Consider the following 18,234-nt stretch of genomic DNA (forward strand, 5'->3'; position numbering starts at 1 on the left):
TCGCGCTCCCGTGTCGAACGGAAGGAGATTAGCAAGCCCCGCGCCAGGGCCAAGCTGCCGGAACCGCCGATCTCAGCGCTTGCGGCCTGCGGGCGCGGATGCCGGCGTCCCCGCCTGCGCGGCCGGCGTGGGCCGGGGCGTCTCGACGGCGAGCCGCTTCACCGGCCAACCGTCGCTCCAGCGCTCCATGTCGGCCAGGCGTGGATTGTTCTTCAGCGCCGTCGCATCCGACCCGGCGAAGGCCGCGGCGGCGGCGAGGTCGAAGGTCTTCCAGAAACCGAGATAGTCCAGGGCATCGACCCGGGCGAGATTGATCTGCGAGACCAGCGTCTGCTGCTCGCCGGTCAAGGCCATGTCGGCGGACCAGCGGAACGGCGGCGGCTTGGTCGACTCCTTAGGCGCATCCTTGGGCTCCGGAGCGGGCTTGATGTTGCCCCCGTCATAGGCGCTGTCGACGCCCGCAGGGGCGGCCAGCGTCGCCGTAAGGGCCGGGAAGCCATGATCGTCCGAAAGGACCCGCACGAACAACTTGCGGTCCAGCGGCACGCCGCTGGCCTCGCGCAGGAGACGCTTCGCCGCGAGGTCGGCAGCCCGCGTGTCCTTGTCGCCGACCATGGCCACGAGGAGCGTGGATGGGTCGATCGCCGCCAGGTCGGTCAGCGCGATACCTCTGGATTTCGGCCCGCTGGCGATACCGCCGGGCGTCGCCGCAAAGATCAGCTTCGGAACCGGTAGGCCCTGCGCCTTCGCGGCCGCTGCGAGATCCATGGCGAGCGGCGCGCCGGCGAGGTGGCCGATCATCGCGACGCGGCCAAGATCGGGCTTGGCCTCGCTCTCCGTCGCAAGTTCCGCAAGCGCGGCCTTGACCAAGCCTTCCGCGATGGCCGGGGCATCGGCCGGTCGCGTCCGGTTGACCTCCTGAAACCGGGGGAACAGGACGAGCCAGCCCTGGCGGGCGAGATGGTCGATCCAGCCGCCATAGCTCTGCGGATTGACCGCCCCCCAGCCGTGCAGGACGATGGCGACGGGCCGTCCCGCCTCCGGCGCAGCGCCCGCTGCGTAGAACGCATAGGTGGAGGCCGTGCCGCGCCCGAGCAGCCGCTTGGTGATCGTGGCCTTGCGGTCACCCGCACCCCCCGCCCCATCGGCAGGCTGGGCGGGCGGCGTCGCCGCCTGGACGGATACGAGGCCGGCCAGGGTCATGATCGCGGCTGCAGTCAGCGATCCGCGAAGAACTGTGAGACGCATCAGGGACTCGACTGAGAGACGCTTGGCGTCGGCAGGTCAGAATGCGCTGAATAGCAGATTCTCTCGCCTTGGCGACTCATCGCCTCAGTCTTCCGCCAAGCTTCGGCGGTCGAGCCTCAGGACAGCATGCACCGCGTCATATCCGGACGGTCGAGCCGCCGCACGATCGCTGCCATCTCCGCCGGAATGTCGTGCTCCGCTGCGCCGTAGACGCTGAGCAGCCCCTCGCGGACCGTATCGAGAAAGACGGACTCGACCGTATCCCGGGCGCCGGGCCGGCGCAGGGAATCGGCGTGGTTGATTGCAACGATCTTCATGGCGGTGCCGCGGGTCAAGTGTACTGCGCATGTCCGGGGGCTGCTGCTCCGGAGTGGCGTACAACTGTGTGGCCGCCTCAGGTTTCCAGGCCGGTGGGGATTATTTTGCCGCCCGGTCCGATAACGGACGGTCCGGGCTCGGTGGACGGCCGGCCGGCGGCCTGTTCCACCCAGGCGAGGATGTCTTCGGCGCGCCAGGGCTTCGGGATGAACGTCGCCGAGACGCGCAGGTCGCTCGGCTGGTCGCCGGCATCGCCGGAGGTGAGGAGGACCCGCACGCGCGGCCAGGTCACGCCGATGATCCGCGCCAGTTCAAAACCGCCGATCGGCCCGGGGGTCCGGACGTCCGAGAACACCACGCTGACCTCGTCCGCGCGATCATTGAGAATGGCCAGGGCGCGATCGGCGGTCTCGGCTTCGATGACCGTGAAGCCCGTATCCTCCAGCAGCGTGGCCGCGAGGAAGCGCTCGTCGGGCTGGTCTTCCACGACGAGGATCACGGGCTTCTGGCCAGGCTGTACCGATTCGCTCATGGGCCAGGACACTCTACAGGGGCTGAACGGCGGTCGCTTCGATCGGTTCAACGCCCGAACGCCGCGAAGGGCCACACCCGCGCGGGCACAGATCCTCCTTTGATCCTTGCACAATTGAGAAATTGAGGCCGTGTCTTGGGCAACACAGCCAACGCAGAACGCGTTCGCTCGACCGTCGATGACGTCTTTTCAGCCGACACCGTGTGACTTCAGGAAAGCCAGAGCGCGTGTCCAGCCATCCTCGGCAGCCTCACGCCGGTAGCTCGGACGGTAATCCGCGTGGAAGCCGTGCGGCGCATCCGGATAGATCACGATCTCGACGCTCTTGCCCGCAGACAGAGCACGATCGCGCGCCTCTTCTACGGCCTTTACCGGGATACCGGTATCGGCTCCCCCATACAGGCCGAGCAGCGGAGCGTGGATCTCGGCGGCCACGTCGCCGGCGGTGCGCGGCTGAATGTCGGTGCGTTCGCCGCCGACAGGCCCGTACCAAGCGACCGCCGCCTTCAGGTCGCGACGATGCGCCGCGTACAGCCACACGTCGCGTCCACCCCGGCACCAGCCCATGACGCCGAGCCGGTTCGGATCACCCTTCGCCGCCGAAGCCGCCCAGGCGGCCGCCGCATCGAGGTCGCCGATCCACTGCGCGTCCGGCGTCTTCGCGATGACGTCCCGGATGATCTGCGTGGGATCCGACATGGTCGAGAGATCGCCCTGGCGGGCGTAGAGTTCGGGCGCCACCGCGCAGTAGCCGGCCTTCGCGAGCCGGCGGCAGATGTCCTTGATATAATCGTGGACGCCGAAGATCTCCTCGATCACCAGAACGATCGGGAAGGGGCCGGTGCCCTCCGGAACCGCCCGATAGGCCGGCATCGGCCCGTCTGCGGCCGGAATCTTGACCTCGCCGGCCTCGATGCCGGTCGGGTCCGTGTGGATCACCTGAGCTTCCACGCGGGTGGTCGCGAGGGTCAAGCCACTCATCAGGCTCGTCATCACGAAGCCTCGCCGGGACAAGGGCGGCGTGATCAGCCCGTCGAGTCCAGCCCGGTCGTGATCCGCCATGATGCTCTCTCCCTTGCTTCAAGGATGAGGGCTATCCGCGTGCGGCGGCCCGGGTCAAATCATCCGCCCGCCGCTGGTCCGTCACGCCCCTGCGGCAGCCAGGGCCCGCGCCGGCCGGCGCACGGTCACCCGGATCGGTTCAAGCGTCTCGCGCGGCGTCAGCATCTCACCCAGGCTGACGAAGGTGTCGGCGGCCGGTGCGACCACCGCGCGGATGCCGTAGCCCAGTGCGAAGGACCGGATCAGCTCGGCGTCGCGCGCAATGCCGAAGCGGTCGAGGGCCGCCAGGAAGGCTTCCCGGAACAGGCTCGGCCGGCACCAGCGCTTCTCGGCCATCTGCAGCGGCCAGTCCCACAAGCCCTCGGCCCGGCGCATTGCCAGGGCGCCGCGCGCGATGAAATAGCCGGTCTCCCGGTGCTCGATCCCGTCCGTCTGGACCGACCAGTCGTCATTGCCGAACAGTTCGGCCGCGGCTGCGTTGCCCATCGGGTCCTCCGCCCTGAACCTGCCTTCCGGCGCACCGGAACATTGCCGGAACACTGGCGCGGAATTCGGCGGCGGTCAAGGCACTTGTTCCCGGTGCGTTCGCGGGCCGGGATGGACGTCAGCGGGCCTTGAACATGGCGTGCTCGATCCGGTCGCCCGGCGCGATCCCGAGCTTCGCCGCGGTTCCCGCATTCAGTTCCAGGACCGCGAGGACGGGGCCGCCCGAAGCGATGATCGCGGTGGAGAGCGGCTCGGTATCGGCCGCGATCCGGCTGATCGTCCCGTCGGCGCGGATGAAGACCATGTCGAGAGGCAGATAGGTGTTCTTCATCCACATGGTGACGGGCTGGTCCTGCTCGAAATCGAACAGCATGCCGTGGTCCCCCGCCATGTGCCGACGGAACATCAGGCCCCGGGCGCGGGCGGCGTCGTCGCGCATCACCTCGACGTCGAAGCGCTTGGGTCCGGACTTCGTGATGATCGTCAGCGGCTCCGACTTGACCGCAGCGGCGCGCGCCGCAGCCTGCGCCCGAGCAGCCGGGGCCGGGCCGACCGCGCTCAAGGCGAGACAGGCTAGTGCGGCCGCCGAGGCGGCGCGGAATATGGATCTCACAGGCTCAAGCCTCTCGAGGAATGGCGCGCGGGCCCGCGCGCCCGGCGCCGGTGTTAGACCAGGATGTGCGACAGGGGAATCCGGCGCTGGATTTCCGCCGATTCGCCAAGCCTATGGCGCAGGCGGCGCGCCGCCGGGAGGGCGCAAACTAATGCGAGGCGGGCATCGCCCCGTCGATCAGCCGGACCTCGGCCGCCATGACGCCCTTCGAGCCGTCGCCATAGCGGACGAGGACGGACTCCCCGGGCTTCAGCTCGGCGATCCCGTAGCGCCGCAACGTCTCCATGTGCACGAAGATGTCAGGCGTTCCGTCGCCCCGCGTGAGGAAGCCGAACCCGCGCAGGCGGTTGAACCACTTCACGACGGCCGTTTCCAATCCGCTGGTCGGCGTCACGGTAACGTGGGTGCGCGGCATGGGCATCTCGGACGGATGCACCGCCGTGGCCTGATCGAGGGAGATCACCCGGAACGCCTGCCAGCCCCGTGGGCGCTCGACGGCTTCCACGACGATGCGTGCGCCCTCGCTCGCGGCCTGATACCCGTCGCGACGCAGACAGGTCACGTGCAGCAGGATGTCCGGCGCGCCGTCGTCGGGCACGATGAAGCCGAAGCCCTTCGAGACGTCGAACCACTTGATGCGCCCCGCCACCTCGACGAGATCGAGAGCCTCGTCCTCGTACTGACCGTGTTCGCCGGTTCGGGCGACCGGCAACCGTTCGGGGTTCTCTGGCCCGGATCCGCGTTCGTCAGACATGGCCGAGCAACCTACACCGAATCACGCCGCGCGCTCTCCCGGCAAGATTAACGAAGTCCTGATGTCCGGGAAGCCCATTTGGCCGGCTGATGAGCCCCGCGAAGTTGCAATCTTGGCGCACGGAGGCGGGGCCGCAACAGTCGATCGGTCGCAGCTACCGGGGAAACCGGGGTTTAAGCGCCGCGGCCGCCGAAGGGTTTTTCCGATCCCCTGCTGCGGACCGTCGCCGCGCATTCGCCCGCCCACCGCCTTCACGTTTCCGAGAGCCTTCGCGCCTGCGTCACGGTGGGCCGAGGCGACCCGAGCCGGTTCCGGTGGAAAGGGCGGCGCCGACATGGTTTGGGAGCACCATCATGTCCGTTGACGTCACCCTCGACCGCCCCGTCTCCGTATCACCGGCTGCGCAGCGCCGATTGCCGGTCATCGACGCCGCCCGGGCCGAAGCCCTGGTGGCGATGGCGAGCTACCACACGGTCTGGGATCTCGGCCATCTGCGGCTGACGGCGGAGAATTACGCGCTGACCCCGTTGGGCCGGCACGCCGCCGAGGCGATCGCCGGAAGCTTCCTGCTGCTGGTCGGCGTCGGGCTGGTGCTGATGAACGGCCGGGGCGTCCGGGTCCGGCCGACCCTGCTGCGGTTCGCGCGGATCGGCGGGGCGGCGCTGCTCGTGACCCTCGGCACCTTGGTCATGTTCCCGGACGCCTTCGTGTTCTTCGGCGTGCTCCACTGCATCGCCGTCTCGAGCCTGCTGGGGCTGCCGTTCCTGTTCCTGCCGGTTCCCGTCACGGCCGTCACGGCCGCCGCTTTCCTCGCCGCACCGCATGTTGTGCACGCGCCCATCTTCGACGCCGCAGCCCTGTCCTTTCTCGGCCTGGGCTCGGTCGTGCCGCGGACGAACGATTACGTGCCGCTCTTCCCCTGGTTCGGGCTGGTTCTGGCCGGGATCGTCCTGGGTCGTCTGGCGCTGCCGAAGCTTGCCCGTTCGCGCCTCGGGGCCTGGGCTCCACGCACGCGCCTGGGGCGCGCCGCCACCTTCGCGGGCCGCCACAGCCTCGCGATCTACCTCATCCACCAGCCCGTTCTGCTGGCCCTGCTGACCGGTGTCGTCACGGTGATCGGCGCCAATCCACGCGCCGGGCTGCGGGCGTTCCGCGCCGATTACGTGACGATCTGCACCCGCACGGGCGGCGAGCCGGCGCTCTGCCGCATCGCCGCGCGCTGCACGTCGGAGGCGCTGCTCCGCGAGGATCTGTTCCGGGAGGATGGGCGCCCCTTCAGCGGGACGGAGCGCCTGCGCGCGCAGGGGCTCTCGCAGGCCTGCTACGCCACCCTGGACGCGGCCGCGCGGGCCGCGCCTTGAGCCCGGCGCCGAACCGCCCGGGCCCGGCGACCGGCGAGGACCGGATCAGTCCTTGGCGCGCTCGACGTAGGAACCGTCGGCCGTCATGACGACGACGCGGGTGCCGGCCGCGATATGGGGCGGCACGGTCGTGCGCACGCCGTTCGACAGGGTCGCGGGCTTGTAGGACGAGGAGGCGGTCTGGCCCTTGAGGACCGGCTCGGTCTCGGCGACTTCCAGGGTCACGCGCTGCGGCAGCTCGATCGTCAGCGGGACGCCGTTATGGACCGAGAGCATCACCGCCATGCCCTCCTGGAGATACGGGGCGGCATCGCCCACCACGTCCTCCGGTACGGCGATCTGCTCGTAATTCTCGGGGTTCATGAAGTGGAACCCCTCTCCATCGCTGTACAGGAAGGTGTGCTCGCGATCCTCCACGAAGGCGCGCTCGACCTGCTCGGTCGTCCGGTAGCGCTCGGACACCTTCACGCCGTCCGTGATCCGGCGCATGTCGAGCTGGGTCACCGGCGTGCCCTTGCCGGGGTGGATGTTCTCGGCGAACAGGATCACGTAGAGCTTGCCATCCTTCTCGACGACATTGCCCTTACGGAGCGTTGAGGCGATCACCTTCACGGAATTGCGTCCTGCATTGACATGGGGGCCGGCACGCGCCAAGCGCGGGCGCTGCATCTCGGACCCCGCCACTATCGCATCTGCGCCGCGGTTGCCAGCGGGCGGGCGTGAACCGTCGATGGCACACAGCCTCGGCCGCGGCGCGTCTCCGCGGTCCGGAGCCAGTCAGGGCCGAGGATTGAGAGTGCTCCAGAACGCGACGCCGTACGGTCGGAGCCGGCCGGACTCGCTCCGTAGCGGACGCGGAGGCCGGTCGTGACGGGCGCGGCCTCCCCCTGGTGGTCAGCCGGCCGCCACGCCGACCGGCGCCCGGCATTGCTCCTGCGCAACCGCATCCTCGCGGCGTTCCGCGCATGGTTCTCCGACCGCGACTTCATCGAGGCCGAGGCCGCCTGCCTCCAGGTCTCGCCCGGCAACGAAGCGCATCTGTCGGCCTTCGCCACGGAGGCGATCGGCGCCAGCGGTGCCCGCACGCCCCTCTACCTTCACACCTCACCGGAGTTTGCCTGCAAGAAGCTTCTGGCCGCGGGCGAGACGCGGCTGTTCAGCGTCGCCCGCGTGTTCCGCAACCGCGAGCGCGGGCCGCTGCACCATCCCGAGTTCACCATGCTCGAATGGTATCGGGCCGGCGCCGCCTACACGGCGCTGATGGCGGATTGCGCCGCGCTGTTCGCCTGCGCGGCCGAGACCGCGGGCGCCCGTCGTCTCGTCTTCCGCGGCCGGGAGACGGATCCCTTCGCGGAACCGGAGCGCCTGACCCTGGCGGAGGCCTTCGACCGCTTCGCCGGGATCGACCTCCTGTCCAGCGTCACGCCGAGCGGTGCGACCGATCGAGATGCCTTGGCCGCCGCCGTCGCCGGGGTCGGGCTCCGGGTCGTCCCGGACGACACCTGGGCCGACCTGTTCTCCCGCGTCCTCGTCGCGCGGATCGAGCCGCATCTCGGCCTCGGCCGCCCGACCATCCTGTGCGAATACCCCATCAGCGAGGCCGCCCTCGCCCGTCCGGCGCCGCACGATCCGCGCGTGGCCGAGCGCTTCGAGCTCTACGCCTGCGGCGTCGAACTCGCCAACGCCTTCGGCGAGCTGACCGACCCGGAGGAGCAGCGCCGCCGGTTCGAGGCGGAGATGGCTGAGAAGCAGCGCGTCTACGGCGAGCGCTACCCGATCGACGACGATTTCCTCGCGGCGCTCGCCGTCATGCCGGAGGCGTCCGGGATCGCCCTGGGCTTCGACCGCTTGGCGATGCTGGCCTGCGGGGCGACCCGGATCGAGGACGTGATCTGGACACCCGTGGCGGAGACGCGGCCATGAACCGGGCCCTGCGCAGCGCGGACGACCTTCTCTCCGCCGGCCTGATCTCCGGGGCGGAGGCCGAAGCCCTCGGCGCCGTCCTCGCACGCTACGCCGTCTCGGTGACGCCCGACATGGCCGAACTGATCGACCCGCAGGATCCCGACGATCCGATCGGCCGCCAGTTCGTCCCCCGGGCCGAGGAGGCCGTGGCGACGCCGGAGGAGCGCGCCGACCCGATCGGCGACGCCGCCCACGCCCCCGTGACCGGGATCGTGCATCGCTATCCCGACCGCGTGCTGCTGAAGCCGCTCCATGTCTGCCCGGTCTATTGCCGCTTCTGCTTCCGCCGGGAGATGGTCGGACCCGACGGCCTCGGGACGCTCACCGACGCCGAGCTCGACACCGCCCTCGCCTACATCGCGCAGGATCCGCGGATCTGGGAGGTGGTGCTCACCGGCGGCGACCCGTTCGCGCTCTCGCCGCGCCGCCTCGGCGTCATCGCGGAGCGCCTCGCCGCCATCCCGCATGTCCGGGTGATGCGGGTCCATACCCGCGTGCCCGTGGTGAAACCCGATCTCGTCTCCGATGCGCTCGTCCAGGCGCTCAAGCGCTTCGGGCGGGCGGTCTTCGTCGCCATCCACGCCAACCATCCGCGGGAATTCACCGCCGCTGCCAGCGCCGCCTGCGCCCGGTTGGTCGATGCGGGCATCCCCCTGGTGAGCCAGTCGGTGCTCCTGCGCGGCGTCAACGACGAGGCCGCGACCCTCGAGGCGCTGATGCGAGTTCTCGTCGAGAACCGGATCAAGCCCTACTACCTCCATCATGGCGATCTGGCCCCCGGAACGGGCCATCTCCGCACGGGTGTACCCGAGGGGCAGGAGCTGATGCGCGCCCTGCGCGGCCGCCTCTCGGGCCTCGCCCAGCCGACCTATGTGCTCGACATTCCCGGCGGGCACGGCAAGGTGCCGATCGGCCCCGGCTACCTCCGCGAGACGGGGGACGGGGTCCGCGTGACCGATCCGAACGGGCAGGATCATGCCTACCCGCCCAAGGTGTGACGGAGACTCTTCGACCATGCGCAGGCTTTGGGGCCGCCTCACCTCGGTGAACGTGCAGAAGGCCGTATGGGGGCTCGACGAGGCCGGCCTGCCCTACGAGCGGGTCGCGGCCGGCGGTGCCCACGGGGTCGTCAACGATCCCGGCTACCGCACCTTGAACCCGAACGGTCTCGTCCCGACGCTGGAGGAGGACGGCTTTGTCCTCTGGGAATCCAACGCGATCCTGCGCTACCTCGCGGCGACCAGTCCGGCCCTGGCCTTGCCGGCGGATCCGCGGGCGCGCGCCCACGTGGAGCAATGGGTCGATTGGCAGGCCACGAGCTTCACGCCCGCCATGCGCGACGCGTTCTGGCAACTCTACCGGGCGGCCGAGCCCGACCGTGCCCTGATCGCCGCCTCGCTGGAGAAGAGCGAGGCCATGGCCGCGATCCTCGACCGCCATCTCGCGGAGCGGACCTACATGGTCGGCGAGGGCTTCAGCATCGCCGACATCGCCCTCGGCTGCGCGGCGCATCGCTGGCTGAACCTGCCGGCCGAGCGGATCGAGCGCCCGGCGCTGCACCGCTGGTACGAGCGGGTGGCCGCCCGGCCCGGCGCCGCCCGCGCCCTGGGCGAGCCCATCGCCTGACGGCCCCCTCGGACTTGCCGGCGCGCCGGCGCGATCCACCTTTCCCGACCGCGCCGCCCGGACCGGGGCCGGCCTTTCACGGAGCCCCCGATGGCCATCGATCCGACCCTGCGCGATGCGCTCTCCGCCGTCACCCCGGCGAGCCTCGCCCGCGCCTTGACGCGGGCCGGCGTGAAGGCCTTCACCCCGCACGGCCTCTCGGCGCGCGGCAGCGGCGCCGTCGTCGGCCCCGCCTACACGATGCGGATGATTCCAGCCCGTGACGATGCCGCCGGCGACCTCGCCGCCGCCATCGACGCAGTGCCGGACGGCGCGGTCGTGGTGATCGATGCCGCCGCGTCCGGCCTCGCCCTGCCGTTCGGGGCGATATTGGCCGCGCGGCTCGCCCAGCGGGGCGCCGTCGGCCTCGTGACCGACGCGGCCCTGCCGGACGAGATCGGCATCCCGGCCTGGAGCCGGCCGGCAGCCGCCGGGGGCACCCTCGCCCTGGTCGGCACGCAGGAGCGGGTGGCCTGCGGAGGGGCGGCGATCCATCCGGGCGACATCCTCGTGTGCGAATCCACCGGAATCGTCGCCGTGCCGGCCGCGATCGCCGAGCGCGTCGCCCTCGAAGCCGTGGAGCAGCAGCGTCTCGATCTCTGGATCCAGCGCGAGGTGGAGCGGGGCGCCACGCTCGCGAGCCTGCTTCCGCCGGATGCCGCCGCCCTGGCCCGGTTCGAATCCGAGACGAAGCCGGCTTGAGATCCGTGTTTTTCCCCGCTTCGAAGCTGATCTTCTTCCTGATCACGCCCTCCAATTTCTGCATCTTCGCCATCCTGGTCGGCCTCGGCCTGACGGCGATGACGCGGTGGCGCAGAACCGGGTTCGGATGCGCGCTCTTCGGCGCGCTGCTGCTCGCCGCAGGCGGCCTGTCGCCGGTGTCGGAAATGGTCCTGCTGCCCCTCGAGCAGCGGTTCCCGCCCTATCCGGCCGACGGTCCGGCACCGGCGGGGATCATCGTGCTGGGGGGCGGGATCGAGGCCGGCCTCTCGGAAGCGCGGGATCAGATCGTCGTCAACGATGCCGGCGAGCGACCGATCTACCTCGCCGACCTCGCCCGCCGCTTTCCCGGGGCGCGGCTGGTCTTCTCCGGCGGCAGCGGCTTCATCGCCGGCGGCATCGCGGAGGCCGACATCGTCAGTCGGCAGGCGGATGTGATCGGCGTGCCGCGGACGCGCCTCATCCTGGAGAACCGCTCACGCAACACGCAGGAGAACGCCGCCTTCTCGGCCGCTCTGGTGCAGCCGAAGCCCGGCGAGCGCTGGCTGCTCGTCACCTCGGCCTGGCACATGCCGCGGGCGATCGGCTGCTTCCGCCAAGCGGGCTTCACGGTGGACGCCTTCCCGGTGGATTACCGGACCCGCGGCTGGGGTGACGTGACCCGTGTCCACGGCTTCGCCTCGGACGGGCTCCTCCAGTTCGACCTCGCGATCAAGGAGTGGATCGGCCTCGCCGTCTACCGCTGGTCCGGCTACACGCCCGACTGGCTTCCCGCGCCCGAGCCCGGCAACGACAGCCGGTAGACGCCCCGGAAATCGTCCGGATCGACGGCCTTTCCCTTTCGCAGGATCGCGATGCGCCCGGCATGGGCGAGCCGCACCGCGATCCGTCGCACGGGCTGCATCAGTGGCCCCCAGCCATCCGGATGCGGACCGCCGAGGGCGCGGGCGACTTCCGAGGGGCAGACGGTCTTGTCGGCGCCGCGCTCGGTCACGAGGCGCAGCATCGTCGTCTCGATGGCGTCGTCGTCGGGTCGTGCGTCGGTCATGTGCGTGCCTCCTCGGCGGGCGACAGGAGCGGAGCGTCGAGCGGCCCCTCGTGCGGTCCCTCCCCGGCTTCCAGAAGCGCCTTGCGGATCTCTGAGGCGAATTGGCGGCGCCACATGATGATCACCACGGCGGTCGTCGAGACGAACAGGATGTAGGGGCTGATGAACCAGCCCAGATAGGCGAGCGCGAAGAAGAACGCCCGCTGTCCGCGGGCGAAGTGACGCCCGGCGCTGACGTTCATGGCCGCGAGCCGCCGCACGGCCCGCAGCATCTCGGTGTCGCTCGCGCCGGATCCCTTCGGCGGCACGGCGCCGAGCAGGATGGCCGTGTAGTTGAACAGCCTGTAGGCCCAGGCGAACTTGAAGAACGCGTAGACGAAGATCAGTGCGAGGCCGGCGACCTTCAACTCCCAGGTCAGGCGGTTGGCCACCGTCCCGAAGGGCAGCGTCGCGAACAGGTTCAGGACATCGTCCCCGGACCGCGACAGGGTGAGGACGGAGCCCAGGGCGATCAGTGACGTCGAGGCGAAGAAGGCCGTGCCGTTCTGCAGGGAGGCGTTGATCTGCGTATCGACCACCCGGTTGTCGCGGCCGATGACCTGGCGCGCCCAGTTGGCCCGGTGGCCGTTCATGATCTGGCTGAGGGAGACCATCCGTCCGCGCAGCCGGCCCACGGAGAGGCCGTAGGCGACCCAGGCGACGATGAAGTAGAGCAGCGCCCCGAGGTCGAGGTGCGAGAAGGCGGCGCTGCCGGCGGAGAAGTCGTTCATGGTCTCCGGATGGCGGATTCGCGAGGGGGCGATCCCGCATATCAGCCCGCGGGCGCGTACTGAACCCGCGCCGCCGAGGTCAGTCGCGCAGGATCCGGAATCCGCCGCCGGGCGGCACGTCGCCGCCGGCACGCACGGCCACGTCGGTCACGCGCGCACCGGCGGGACCCGACCGGCACAGGGCCTCCATCGCCGCCACGGCCTCCGGTGGGCCGCTGAACACCGCCTCGACCGTGCCGTCGTCGCGGTTGCGCACGGAACCCGAGAGGCCCCGGGCGCGGGCTTCCGCCTGCGTCCAGGCCCGGTAGGAGACGCCCTGGACGCGGCCCGTGACGATGACTGAAATCGTCCGGGTCTCGCTCATGCAGGCGCCGCTTCGTCTCTCTGGGCCCGCGCCTGGCGACGCGGGCCGGGATGGCCTTACTCGGCCGCGATCGGGCGACGGACGCCGGCACCCAGGGCCGGGCTCCGCGTCGCACCGGTGCGGACATGGGTGGAGTAGAGCATCAGGCCCGTGAAGGCGATGCCGCCCACGATGTTTCCGATCAGCGTCGGGATCTCGTTCCAGAGCAGGTAGTCCATCACCGTCAGGTGGCCGCCCATGAGGATCGCCGACGGGAACAGGAACATGTTCACCACCGAGTGCTCGAAGGTCATGAAGAAGAACACCGTGATGGGCATCCACATCGCGATGACCTTGCCGGGCACCGAGGTCGACAGCATGGCGCCGATGACGCCGGTGGAGACCATCCAGTTGCACAGCATGGCGCGGACGAAGAGGGTCAGCATCCCGGCGGCGCCGTACTTCTCGTAGCCGAGGGTGCGCGCCTCGCCGATGCCGGCGATGAGCTTGCCCACGGCGTTCGGCTCGGTGGCGAAGCCGAAGGTGAAGACGATCGACATCAACACCGCGGTGGTGAGCGCGCCCGCGAAGTTGCCGAAGAAGACCAGCACCCAGTTGCGGGCGACGCCGGCGACGGTGACGCCCGGCCGCTTGTCGATCAGGGCGAGCGGGGTCAGCACGCAGACGCCGGTGAACAGGTCGTAGCCGAGAAGGTACAGCATCGAGAAGCCGACCGGGAACAGCAGCGCCGCGACCAGAGGCTGACCGGTCGCCTGGTTGACGGTCACCGCAAAGGCGGCGGCGAGCGCCAGGATCGCGCCGGCCATGTAGGCCCGGATGAAGGTATCCTTGGTCGCCATGAAGACCTTTGCCTCACCGGCATCGACGGCCTTCTTCACGAAATCGGCGGGCGCCAAATACGACATGTACAACTCTCCCTCGCAGGCGCACGCCAATCATCGTTGGCCGACGGGCGCGCTGCGCAATCATGGATGGCTGGCCAGGCGTGGTGCTGCCGTTCGCCCTCCAGCTCGATCGTGGGCAAGCATGTCGCGTACCAAGTGCGCGGCGCTCAGGCGGGGAGGCCGCGGGCCCAACTGCTGAGTTCCCGGAGATAGGCCGACGGCAGCTGCGCCGCGCGCGCCGCCGCGACGACGGCGTCCAGATATCCGGGCCGCGGGCGGCCAGGCGCGGTCGAGCATCCGCGATAGATCAGAGCACGCTTGACGCCCTCCCCCGTGCGGACCGGGAGCGCCGCCTTCGTGTAGAGCCCCCCGGCGACGCCCTCGTAGCGGTCGAGCGCCGGGATGTCGTCGACAGCCAACTCCCACAGGATGCCCCAGACGGTGCGTCGGGGATCGGGCACGACGGAGGCGTAGCCCTCACGCATGATGATGAAGCGGTAATTCGGCAGGTGCCCGCCACCGATCAGCCGCGAAACCGGGCAGCGGAGCGCCATCGCGGCGGCATCCATGTTGGCGCCGTAGGCGAAATAGAGGGGCATGTGGCCGCGCTTGGTCGGCCGAGCGCCCGAATTACCGTCCGGGCTTGCGCTCGTCGCGCTGGACCGACCACTCGTTCGCCCGCATGGCCGCACAGGCGAGTGCCAGCGTGAAGGCGGGGATCACGAATGTCACGAAGATCTCCCCCGAGCCCATGGTCTGATGCGCCGCAGCACGCGCCTCCCGATCCAATGTAAGCCCATCGCCGCGCAAGGCCAGATCGCCGCGAAGAAAGCGATCGCCGGCCGCTGGACGGGCGCATTGGCGATCCCGAAGCTCATGGCGGTGATCGGCGTGACGCAGCCGATCACCGCGAAGCACCGGCGACGTTGTTCAGCGCCGTCGCCAGGAGCTTGGTCTGCGCGTCGTGAACCGCCGTCGCGACGGCGGATGCGACGCGCCTGCCGCGATCAGGCGAATTCCAGGATCACCGCGTCGACGGCGAGGCTGTCGCCCTCCTTGGCGTGGATCTTCGCCACCGTGGCGTCGCGCTCGGCGCGGAGCATGTTCTCCATCTTCATCGCCTCGACGACCGCGATCGGCTCACCGTTCTTTACCTCCTGGCCCTCGGTGACCAGGATCTGCTTCACGAGTCCGGGCATCGGGCAGAGCACCTGCTTGCCCGAGCCCGCCTGCTCCTTCACCGGCATCAGAGCGGCGAGCTCCGCCTCGCGGCGGGTATAGACCCGGCCCTCGGCGGCCGCGCCTGCATGCTGCAGGAACACGCCGTTGAGCAGGCTGCGCACCTGGATCGCCACGCGCTCGGAGCCGATCGTGCCGATCCAGACCGGCTCGCCCGGGCGCCACGCGCTCGCCACCGTGAGCGCCGTGCCGTCGTCCCGGGTCACGAGGATGTCCTCGCCCTCCGGCTCGACGGTCACGGGATAGGATTGGCCGGCCAGGATCACCACGCGCTCGCGCTCGAAGGCGAAGAGGCCCGGGGCGCGCATCTGTCCGGAGATGCCGCGCTTGCGCTGGTTGAGCTTGTGGTCGATCGCCGCCGCGGCGGCCATCATGCGGATGGCCACCGGCCCGGCCGGCTCCGGCGCCGTGAAGCCTTCGGGAAATTCCTCGGCGATGAAGCCTGTGGACAGCCGCCCCTCCTGCCAGCGCGGATGGGCCATCAGCGCCGAGAGGAACGGGATGTTGTGGCGGATGCCGTCGATGGCGAAGGCGTCGAGGGCCTCACCCTGCGCGGCGATCGCCTCGGCGCGCGTCGGCGCCCAGGTGACCAGCTTCGCGATCATCGGATCGTAGTGGATGGCGATCTCGCCGCCCTCCTCCACGCCGGTATCGTTGCGCACGATCGCCGTGCCCTGCCGGCCCTCCTCCGGCGGACGGTAGGTGGTCAGCCGGCCGATCGAGGGGAGGAAGTTGCGGGTCGGGTCCTCGGCATAGACGCGGCTCTCCACCGCCCAGCCGTTCAGCTTTACGTCGTCCTGGGTGATCGGCAGCTTCTCGCCGGCCGCGACCCGGATCATCAGCTCGACGAGGTCGAGGCCGGTGATCATCTCGGTGACCGGATGCTCGACCTGCAGACGGGTGTTCATCTCCAGGAAGTAGAAGGACTTGTCCTGCCCGGCGACGAACTCGACCGTTCCGGCCGAATCGTAGTTCACCGCCTTGGCCAGCGCGACCGCCTGCTCGCCCATCTTGCGGCGGGTCTTCTTGTCGAGGAGCGGCGACGGCGCCTCCTCGATCACCTTCTGGTTACGGCGCTGGATCGAGCACTCGCGCTCGCCGAGATAGACGACATTGCCGTGCTTGTCGCCGATCAGCTGGATCTCGATGTGGCGCGGGTCGGTGATGAACTTCTCGATGAAGACGCGGTCGTCGCCGAAGGAGGAGGCCGCCTCCGACTTGGCGCGGGCGAAGCCCTCCGCCACCTCGTCGCCCGAATAGGCGATGCGCATGCCCTTGCCGCCGCCGCCCGCGGAGGCCTTGATCATCACCGGGTAGCCGATCTCGTCGGCGATCGTCTTGGCGTGCTCGGGTGATTCGATCACGCCGAGGAAGCCCGGAACGGTCGAGACCTCGGCGGCGGCCGCCGCCTTCTTCGACTCGATCTTGTCGCCCATGGCGGCGATGGCCCCCGGGTTGGGGCCGATGAACACGATGCCGGCGGCTTCGAGCGCCTTCGGGAAGGCCTCGCGCTCGGACAGGAAGCCGTAGCCGGGATGGACCGCCTGGGCGCCGGTCTTCTTGCAGGCCTCGACGATCTTCTCGATCACGAGATAGGATTCGGATGCGGCAGCGGGGCCGATATGGACCGCCTCGTCCGCCATGGCGACGTGCACGGCGTCGCGATCGGCATCCGAGTAGACCGCTACGGTCTTGATGCCCATCCTCCGGGCGGTCTTGATCACGCGACAGGCGATCTCGCCCCGGTTGGCAATCAGGATCTTTTCGAACATCGCTGGCGCACTGCTTTCGAGATCGCCGGATTGCGCACCGGCTTGACTGTCCCGATAGATCAGTTGCGCCGCGGACGGAAGCTGTGCGTTGCTCCGAGGCTCACGCCGCCAGGGCAAAGGTCATCCGCGGGGCCGAAACCGTGTCCCGGGCGCGGCGGTTGGCTTCGAGGGCGAAGGCCACCAGCGATTCTGCGCTGCTCTGCGCCTCACGGACGACTTCCATGGCGATCCGGGCGCCCACCGCGCTCGGGCCGTCGCGGCCGCTGAGCGAGGCGGCCAGCCAGGCGGCGACGTCGCGGTCGATGTAGCCCGTCGGGCGCGAGCCCCACACGGCGAAGTCGACGACCGAGGCCACCAGGAAGTCGGCGAAGGCGTCGGAGCCGATCACGGCCCGCTCGAGGGCGATCAGCAGGTCGGCGTCCTCGCGGTTCATGAGGCCTTCCGGAAGAACCTCGCGCTTCAGGACCAGCAGGTCCTCGTCGCTGATCGTGCCGGTCGAAACAGCATGGTTGCAGAACTGTTGAACGGAGATGGTGGTCATGATCGCCTGCTCCTCCGACCTTTGCTGCGGCCGGTGCTAGTCCCTGTGTGTCTTCAACTTACGGGACCGCTTCCCTTCCAGAGGTTAATGGCGAGATCTGAACGGAAGTTCAGGTAAACACCCCCCGAGCAAGCAGGCTTATTGGGACGTTGACCGGTTGCGTTACCGGACGATGACCGAGGCCCCGACGGGGACCCGGTTGTAGAGGTCGACCACGTCGATGTTGCGCATCCGGATGCACCCGGAGGAGACCGCCTGCCCGATCTTCTCGGGCTCGTTGGTGCCGTGGATCCGGTAGAGCGTGTCCCGGCCGTGATCCGACAGGTACAGGGCGCGGGCGCCAAGGGGATTCATCGGGCCGCCCTGCATGGCGTGGACGTGCGGCCAGCGCTTGATCATCTCGGCCGGGGGATTCCAGGCCGGCCATTCCGCCTTGCGGTCGATTCGGGCGGTGCCGGTCCAGCCATAGGCCTCGTCGCCCACCGACACGCCGTAGCGGATCGCCTTGCCGCCCGGCAACACGAGGTAGAGCTGCCGTTCCTTCGTCTCGACCACGATCGTGCCGGGCGATTCCCGGGTCGGATCGGCGACCTCATAGCGGGCGAAGTGCGGATCGAACTCGGCATCCGGGACCAGGGCCATGAATTCGGCATCGCGGGCCGAAAGGGCCGGATCGGGCACGCCCTTGAAGGTGCAGCCCGCCAGCAACAGCGCGCAGCCGATGACCGATGTGATGCGCATGGCTCTGCCCCGACGATCCTCGCGGCGGTGGACGGAGCCTCGATGGATTGATGATCCGGGTCCGTCCCACGGAAGAATCGCGCAACCATAAGGGGGCAACGGCACCCCGCCGTAGTCCGCGCGTTGGGCCCGTGGCACATTGCCGGCTCCT

General features: G+C 69.7%; 22 protein-coding genes. 6 read left to right on the plus strand and 16 right to left on the minus strand.

Annotated elements, in window-relative coordinates:
• Positions 1-72 precede the first annotated feature (72 nt).
• The 7 genes from P9K36_RS15220 to P9K36_RS15250 form a co-directional block, all read right to left on the minus strand.
• Positions 73-1,248 (minus strand): hypothetical protein, encoded by a 1,176-nt coding sequence (locus P9K36_RS15220; protein ID WP_043757883.1) that lies wholly within the window; start codon positions 1,246-1,248, stop codon positions 73-75.
• 116 nt (positions 1,249-1,364) lie between these two features.
• Positions 1,365-1,565 carry a hypothetical protein gene (locus P9K36_RS15225; RefSeq protein ID WP_278307254.1) on the minus strand — a complete coding sequence of 67 codons (201 nt, stop codon included), beginning with the start codon at positions 1,563-1,565 and terminating at the stop codon, positions 1,365-1,367.
• Positions 1,566-1,642: 77 nt separating this feature from the next.
• On the minus strand, positions 1,643-2,098 hold the full coding sequence (locus P9K36_RS15230; protein WP_043347066.1) for a response regulator: 456 nt from the start codon (positions 2,096-2,098) through the stop codon (positions 1,643-1,645).
• Between the two features lie 189 nt (positions 2,099-2,287).
• The gene (locus P9K36_RS15235; RefSeq protein ID WP_111473885.1) at positions 2,288-3,160 is read right to left on the minus strand and encodes a dienelactone hydrolase family protein; all 873 of its coding nucleotides are present in this window, start codon (positions 3,158-3,160) and stop codon (positions 2,288-2,290) included.
• A gap of 81 nt (positions 3,161-3,241) precedes the next feature.
• Positions 3,242-3,646: a hypothetical protein gene (locus tag P9K36_RS15240; RefSeq protein ID WP_043347060.1), complete on the minus strand. Its 405-nt coding sequence runs from the start codon at positions 3,644-3,646 to the stop codon at positions 3,242-3,244.
• Positions 3,647-3,764: 118 nt separating this feature from the next.
• Positions 3,765-4,259: a DUF192 domain-containing protein gene (locus P9K36_RS15245; protein ID WP_043757887.1), complete on the minus strand. Its 495-nt coding sequence runs from the start codon at positions 4,257-4,259 to the stop codon at positions 3,765-3,767.
• Between the two features lie 148 nt (positions 4,260-4,407).
• Positions 4,408-5,013, minus strand: a complete 606-nt coding sequence (locus P9K36_RS15250; protein ID WP_278307255.1) for a cold-shock protein — start codon at positions 5,011-5,013, stop codon at positions 4,408-4,410.
• A gap of 353 nt (positions 5,014-5,366) precedes the next feature.
• Here P9K36_RS15250 and P9K36_RS15255 point away from each other — a divergent pair, with 353 nt between their 5' ends.
• Positions 5,367-6,374: a heparan-alpha-glucosaminide N-acetyltransferase gene (locus tag P9K36_RS15255; protein WP_278307256.1), complete on the plus strand. Its 1,008-nt coding sequence runs from the start codon at positions 5,367-5,369 to the stop codon at positions 6,372-6,374.
• A gap of 45 nt (positions 6,375-6,419) precedes the next feature.
• Here P9K36_RS15255 and efp read toward each other — a convergent pair whose 3' ends face one another.
• Positions 6,420-7,043: an elongation factor P gene (efp, locus tag P9K36_RS15260; protein WP_197739341.1), complete on the minus strand. Its 624-nt coding sequence runs from the start codon at positions 7,041-7,043 to the stop codon at positions 6,420-6,422.
• 198 nt (positions 7,044-7,241) lie between these two features.
• Between efp and epmA the strand changes: the two genes are divergently transcribed.
• From epmA to P9K36_RS15285, 5 genes are all read left to right on the plus strand, one after another.
• Positions 7,242-8,297, plus strand: coding sequence for an EF-P lysine aminoacylase EpmA (epmA, locus tag P9K36_RS15265; protein ID WP_111473883.1), 1,056 nt, complete (start codon positions 7,242-7,244; stop codon positions 8,295-8,297).
• Positions 8,294-9,337: a lysine-2,3-aminomutase-like protein gene (locus P9K36_RS15270; protein WP_043757902.1), complete on the plus strand. Its 1,044-nt coding sequence runs from the start codon at positions 8,294-8,296 to the stop codon at positions 9,335-9,337. The genes epmA and P9K36_RS15270 overlap by 4 nt, the downstream gene beginning before the upstream one ends.
• A gap of 16 nt (positions 9,338-9,353) precedes the next feature.
• A complete protein-coding gene (locus P9K36_RS15275) occupies positions 9,354-9,965 on the plus strand; it encodes a glutathione S-transferase family protein (RefSeq protein WP_043380758.1) in 612 nt (203 codons plus the stop codon).
• A 90-nt stretch (positions 9,966-10,055) separates the two neighbouring features.
• The gene (locus P9K36_RS15280; RefSeq protein WP_043356989.1) at positions 10,056-10,706 is read left to right on the plus strand and encodes a dimethylmenaquinone methyltransferase; all 651 of its coding nucleotides are present in this window, start codon (positions 10,056-10,058) and stop codon (positions 10,704-10,706) included.
• 5 nt (positions 10,707-10,711) lie between these two features.
• Positions 10,712-11,527: a YdcF family protein gene (locus P9K36_RS15285; RefSeq protein WP_043356991.1), complete on the plus strand. Its 816-nt coding sequence runs from the start codon at positions 10,712-10,714 to the stop codon at positions 11,525-11,527.
• Here P9K36_RS15285 and P9K36_RS15290 read toward each other — a convergent pair.
• The 8 genes from P9K36_RS15290 to P9K36_RS15325 form a co-directional block, all read right to left on the minus strand.
• Positions 11,476-11,772, minus strand: a complete 297-nt coding sequence (locus tag P9K36_RS15290; protein ID WP_043356993.1) for a DUF3253 domain-containing protein — start codon at positions 11,770-11,772, stop codon at positions 11,476-11,478. The genes P9K36_RS15285 and P9K36_RS15290 overlap by 52 nt on opposite strands.
• Positions 11,769-12,542 carry a DUF599 domain-containing protein gene (locus P9K36_RS15295; RefSeq protein WP_043380763.1) on the minus strand — a complete coding sequence of 258 codons (774 nt, stop codon included), beginning with the start codon at positions 12,540-12,542 and terminating at the stop codon, positions 11,769-11,771. The genes P9K36_RS15290 and P9K36_RS15295 overlap by 4 nt, the downstream gene beginning before the upstream one ends.
• 79 nt (positions 12,543-12,621) lie before the next feature.
• On the minus strand, positions 12,622-12,906 hold the full coding sequence (locus P9K36_RS15300; RefSeq protein WP_043356998.1) for an acylphosphatase: 285 nt from the start codon (positions 12,904-12,906) through the stop codon (positions 12,622-12,624).
• A 56-nt stretch (positions 12,907-12,962) separates the two neighbouring features.
• The gene (locus P9K36_RS15305; protein ID WP_043357000.1) at positions 12,963-13,811 is read right to left on the minus strand and encodes a formate/nitrite transporter family protein; all 849 of its coding nucleotides are present in this window, start codon (positions 13,809-13,811) and stop codon (positions 12,963-12,965) included.
• Between the two features lie 146 nt (positions 13,812-13,957).
• Entirely contained in the window at positions 13,958-14,389 is a 432-nt protein-coding gene (locus tag P9K36_RS15310; RefSeq protein WP_043757905.1) for a gamma-glutamylcyclotransferase family protein, read from the minus strand.
• A 408-nt stretch (positions 14,390-14,797) separates the two neighbouring features.
• Positions 14,798-16,801, minus strand: coding sequence for an acetyl/propionyl/methylcrotonyl-CoA carboxylase subunit alpha (locus tag P9K36_RS15315; RefSeq protein WP_043380765.1), 2,004 nt, complete (start codon positions 16,799-16,801; stop codon positions 14,798-14,800).
• 100 nt (positions 16,802-16,901) lie between these two features.
• Complete coding sequence (locus tag P9K36_RS15320; protein ID WP_043355628.1) at positions 16,902-17,342, minus strand: hypothetical protein; 441 nt, start codon at positions 17,340-17,342, stop codon at positions 16,902-16,904.
• A 162-nt stretch (positions 17,343-17,504) separates the two neighbouring features.
• The gene (locus P9K36_RS15325; protein ID WP_043380766.1) at positions 17,505-18,083 is read right to left on the minus strand and encodes a L,D-transpeptidase; all 579 of its coding nucleotides are present in this window, start codon (positions 18,081-18,083) and stop codon (positions 17,505-17,507) included.
• Between the last annotated feature and the right edge of the window lie 151 nt (positions 18,084-18,234).

It is taken from the genome of Methylobacterium sp. 391_Methyba4 (genome assembly GCF_029691625.1).
Classification (GTDB): Bacteria; Pseudomonadota; Alphaproteobacteria; order Rhizobiales; family Beijerinckiaceae; genus Methylobacterium; species Methylobacterium fujisawaense.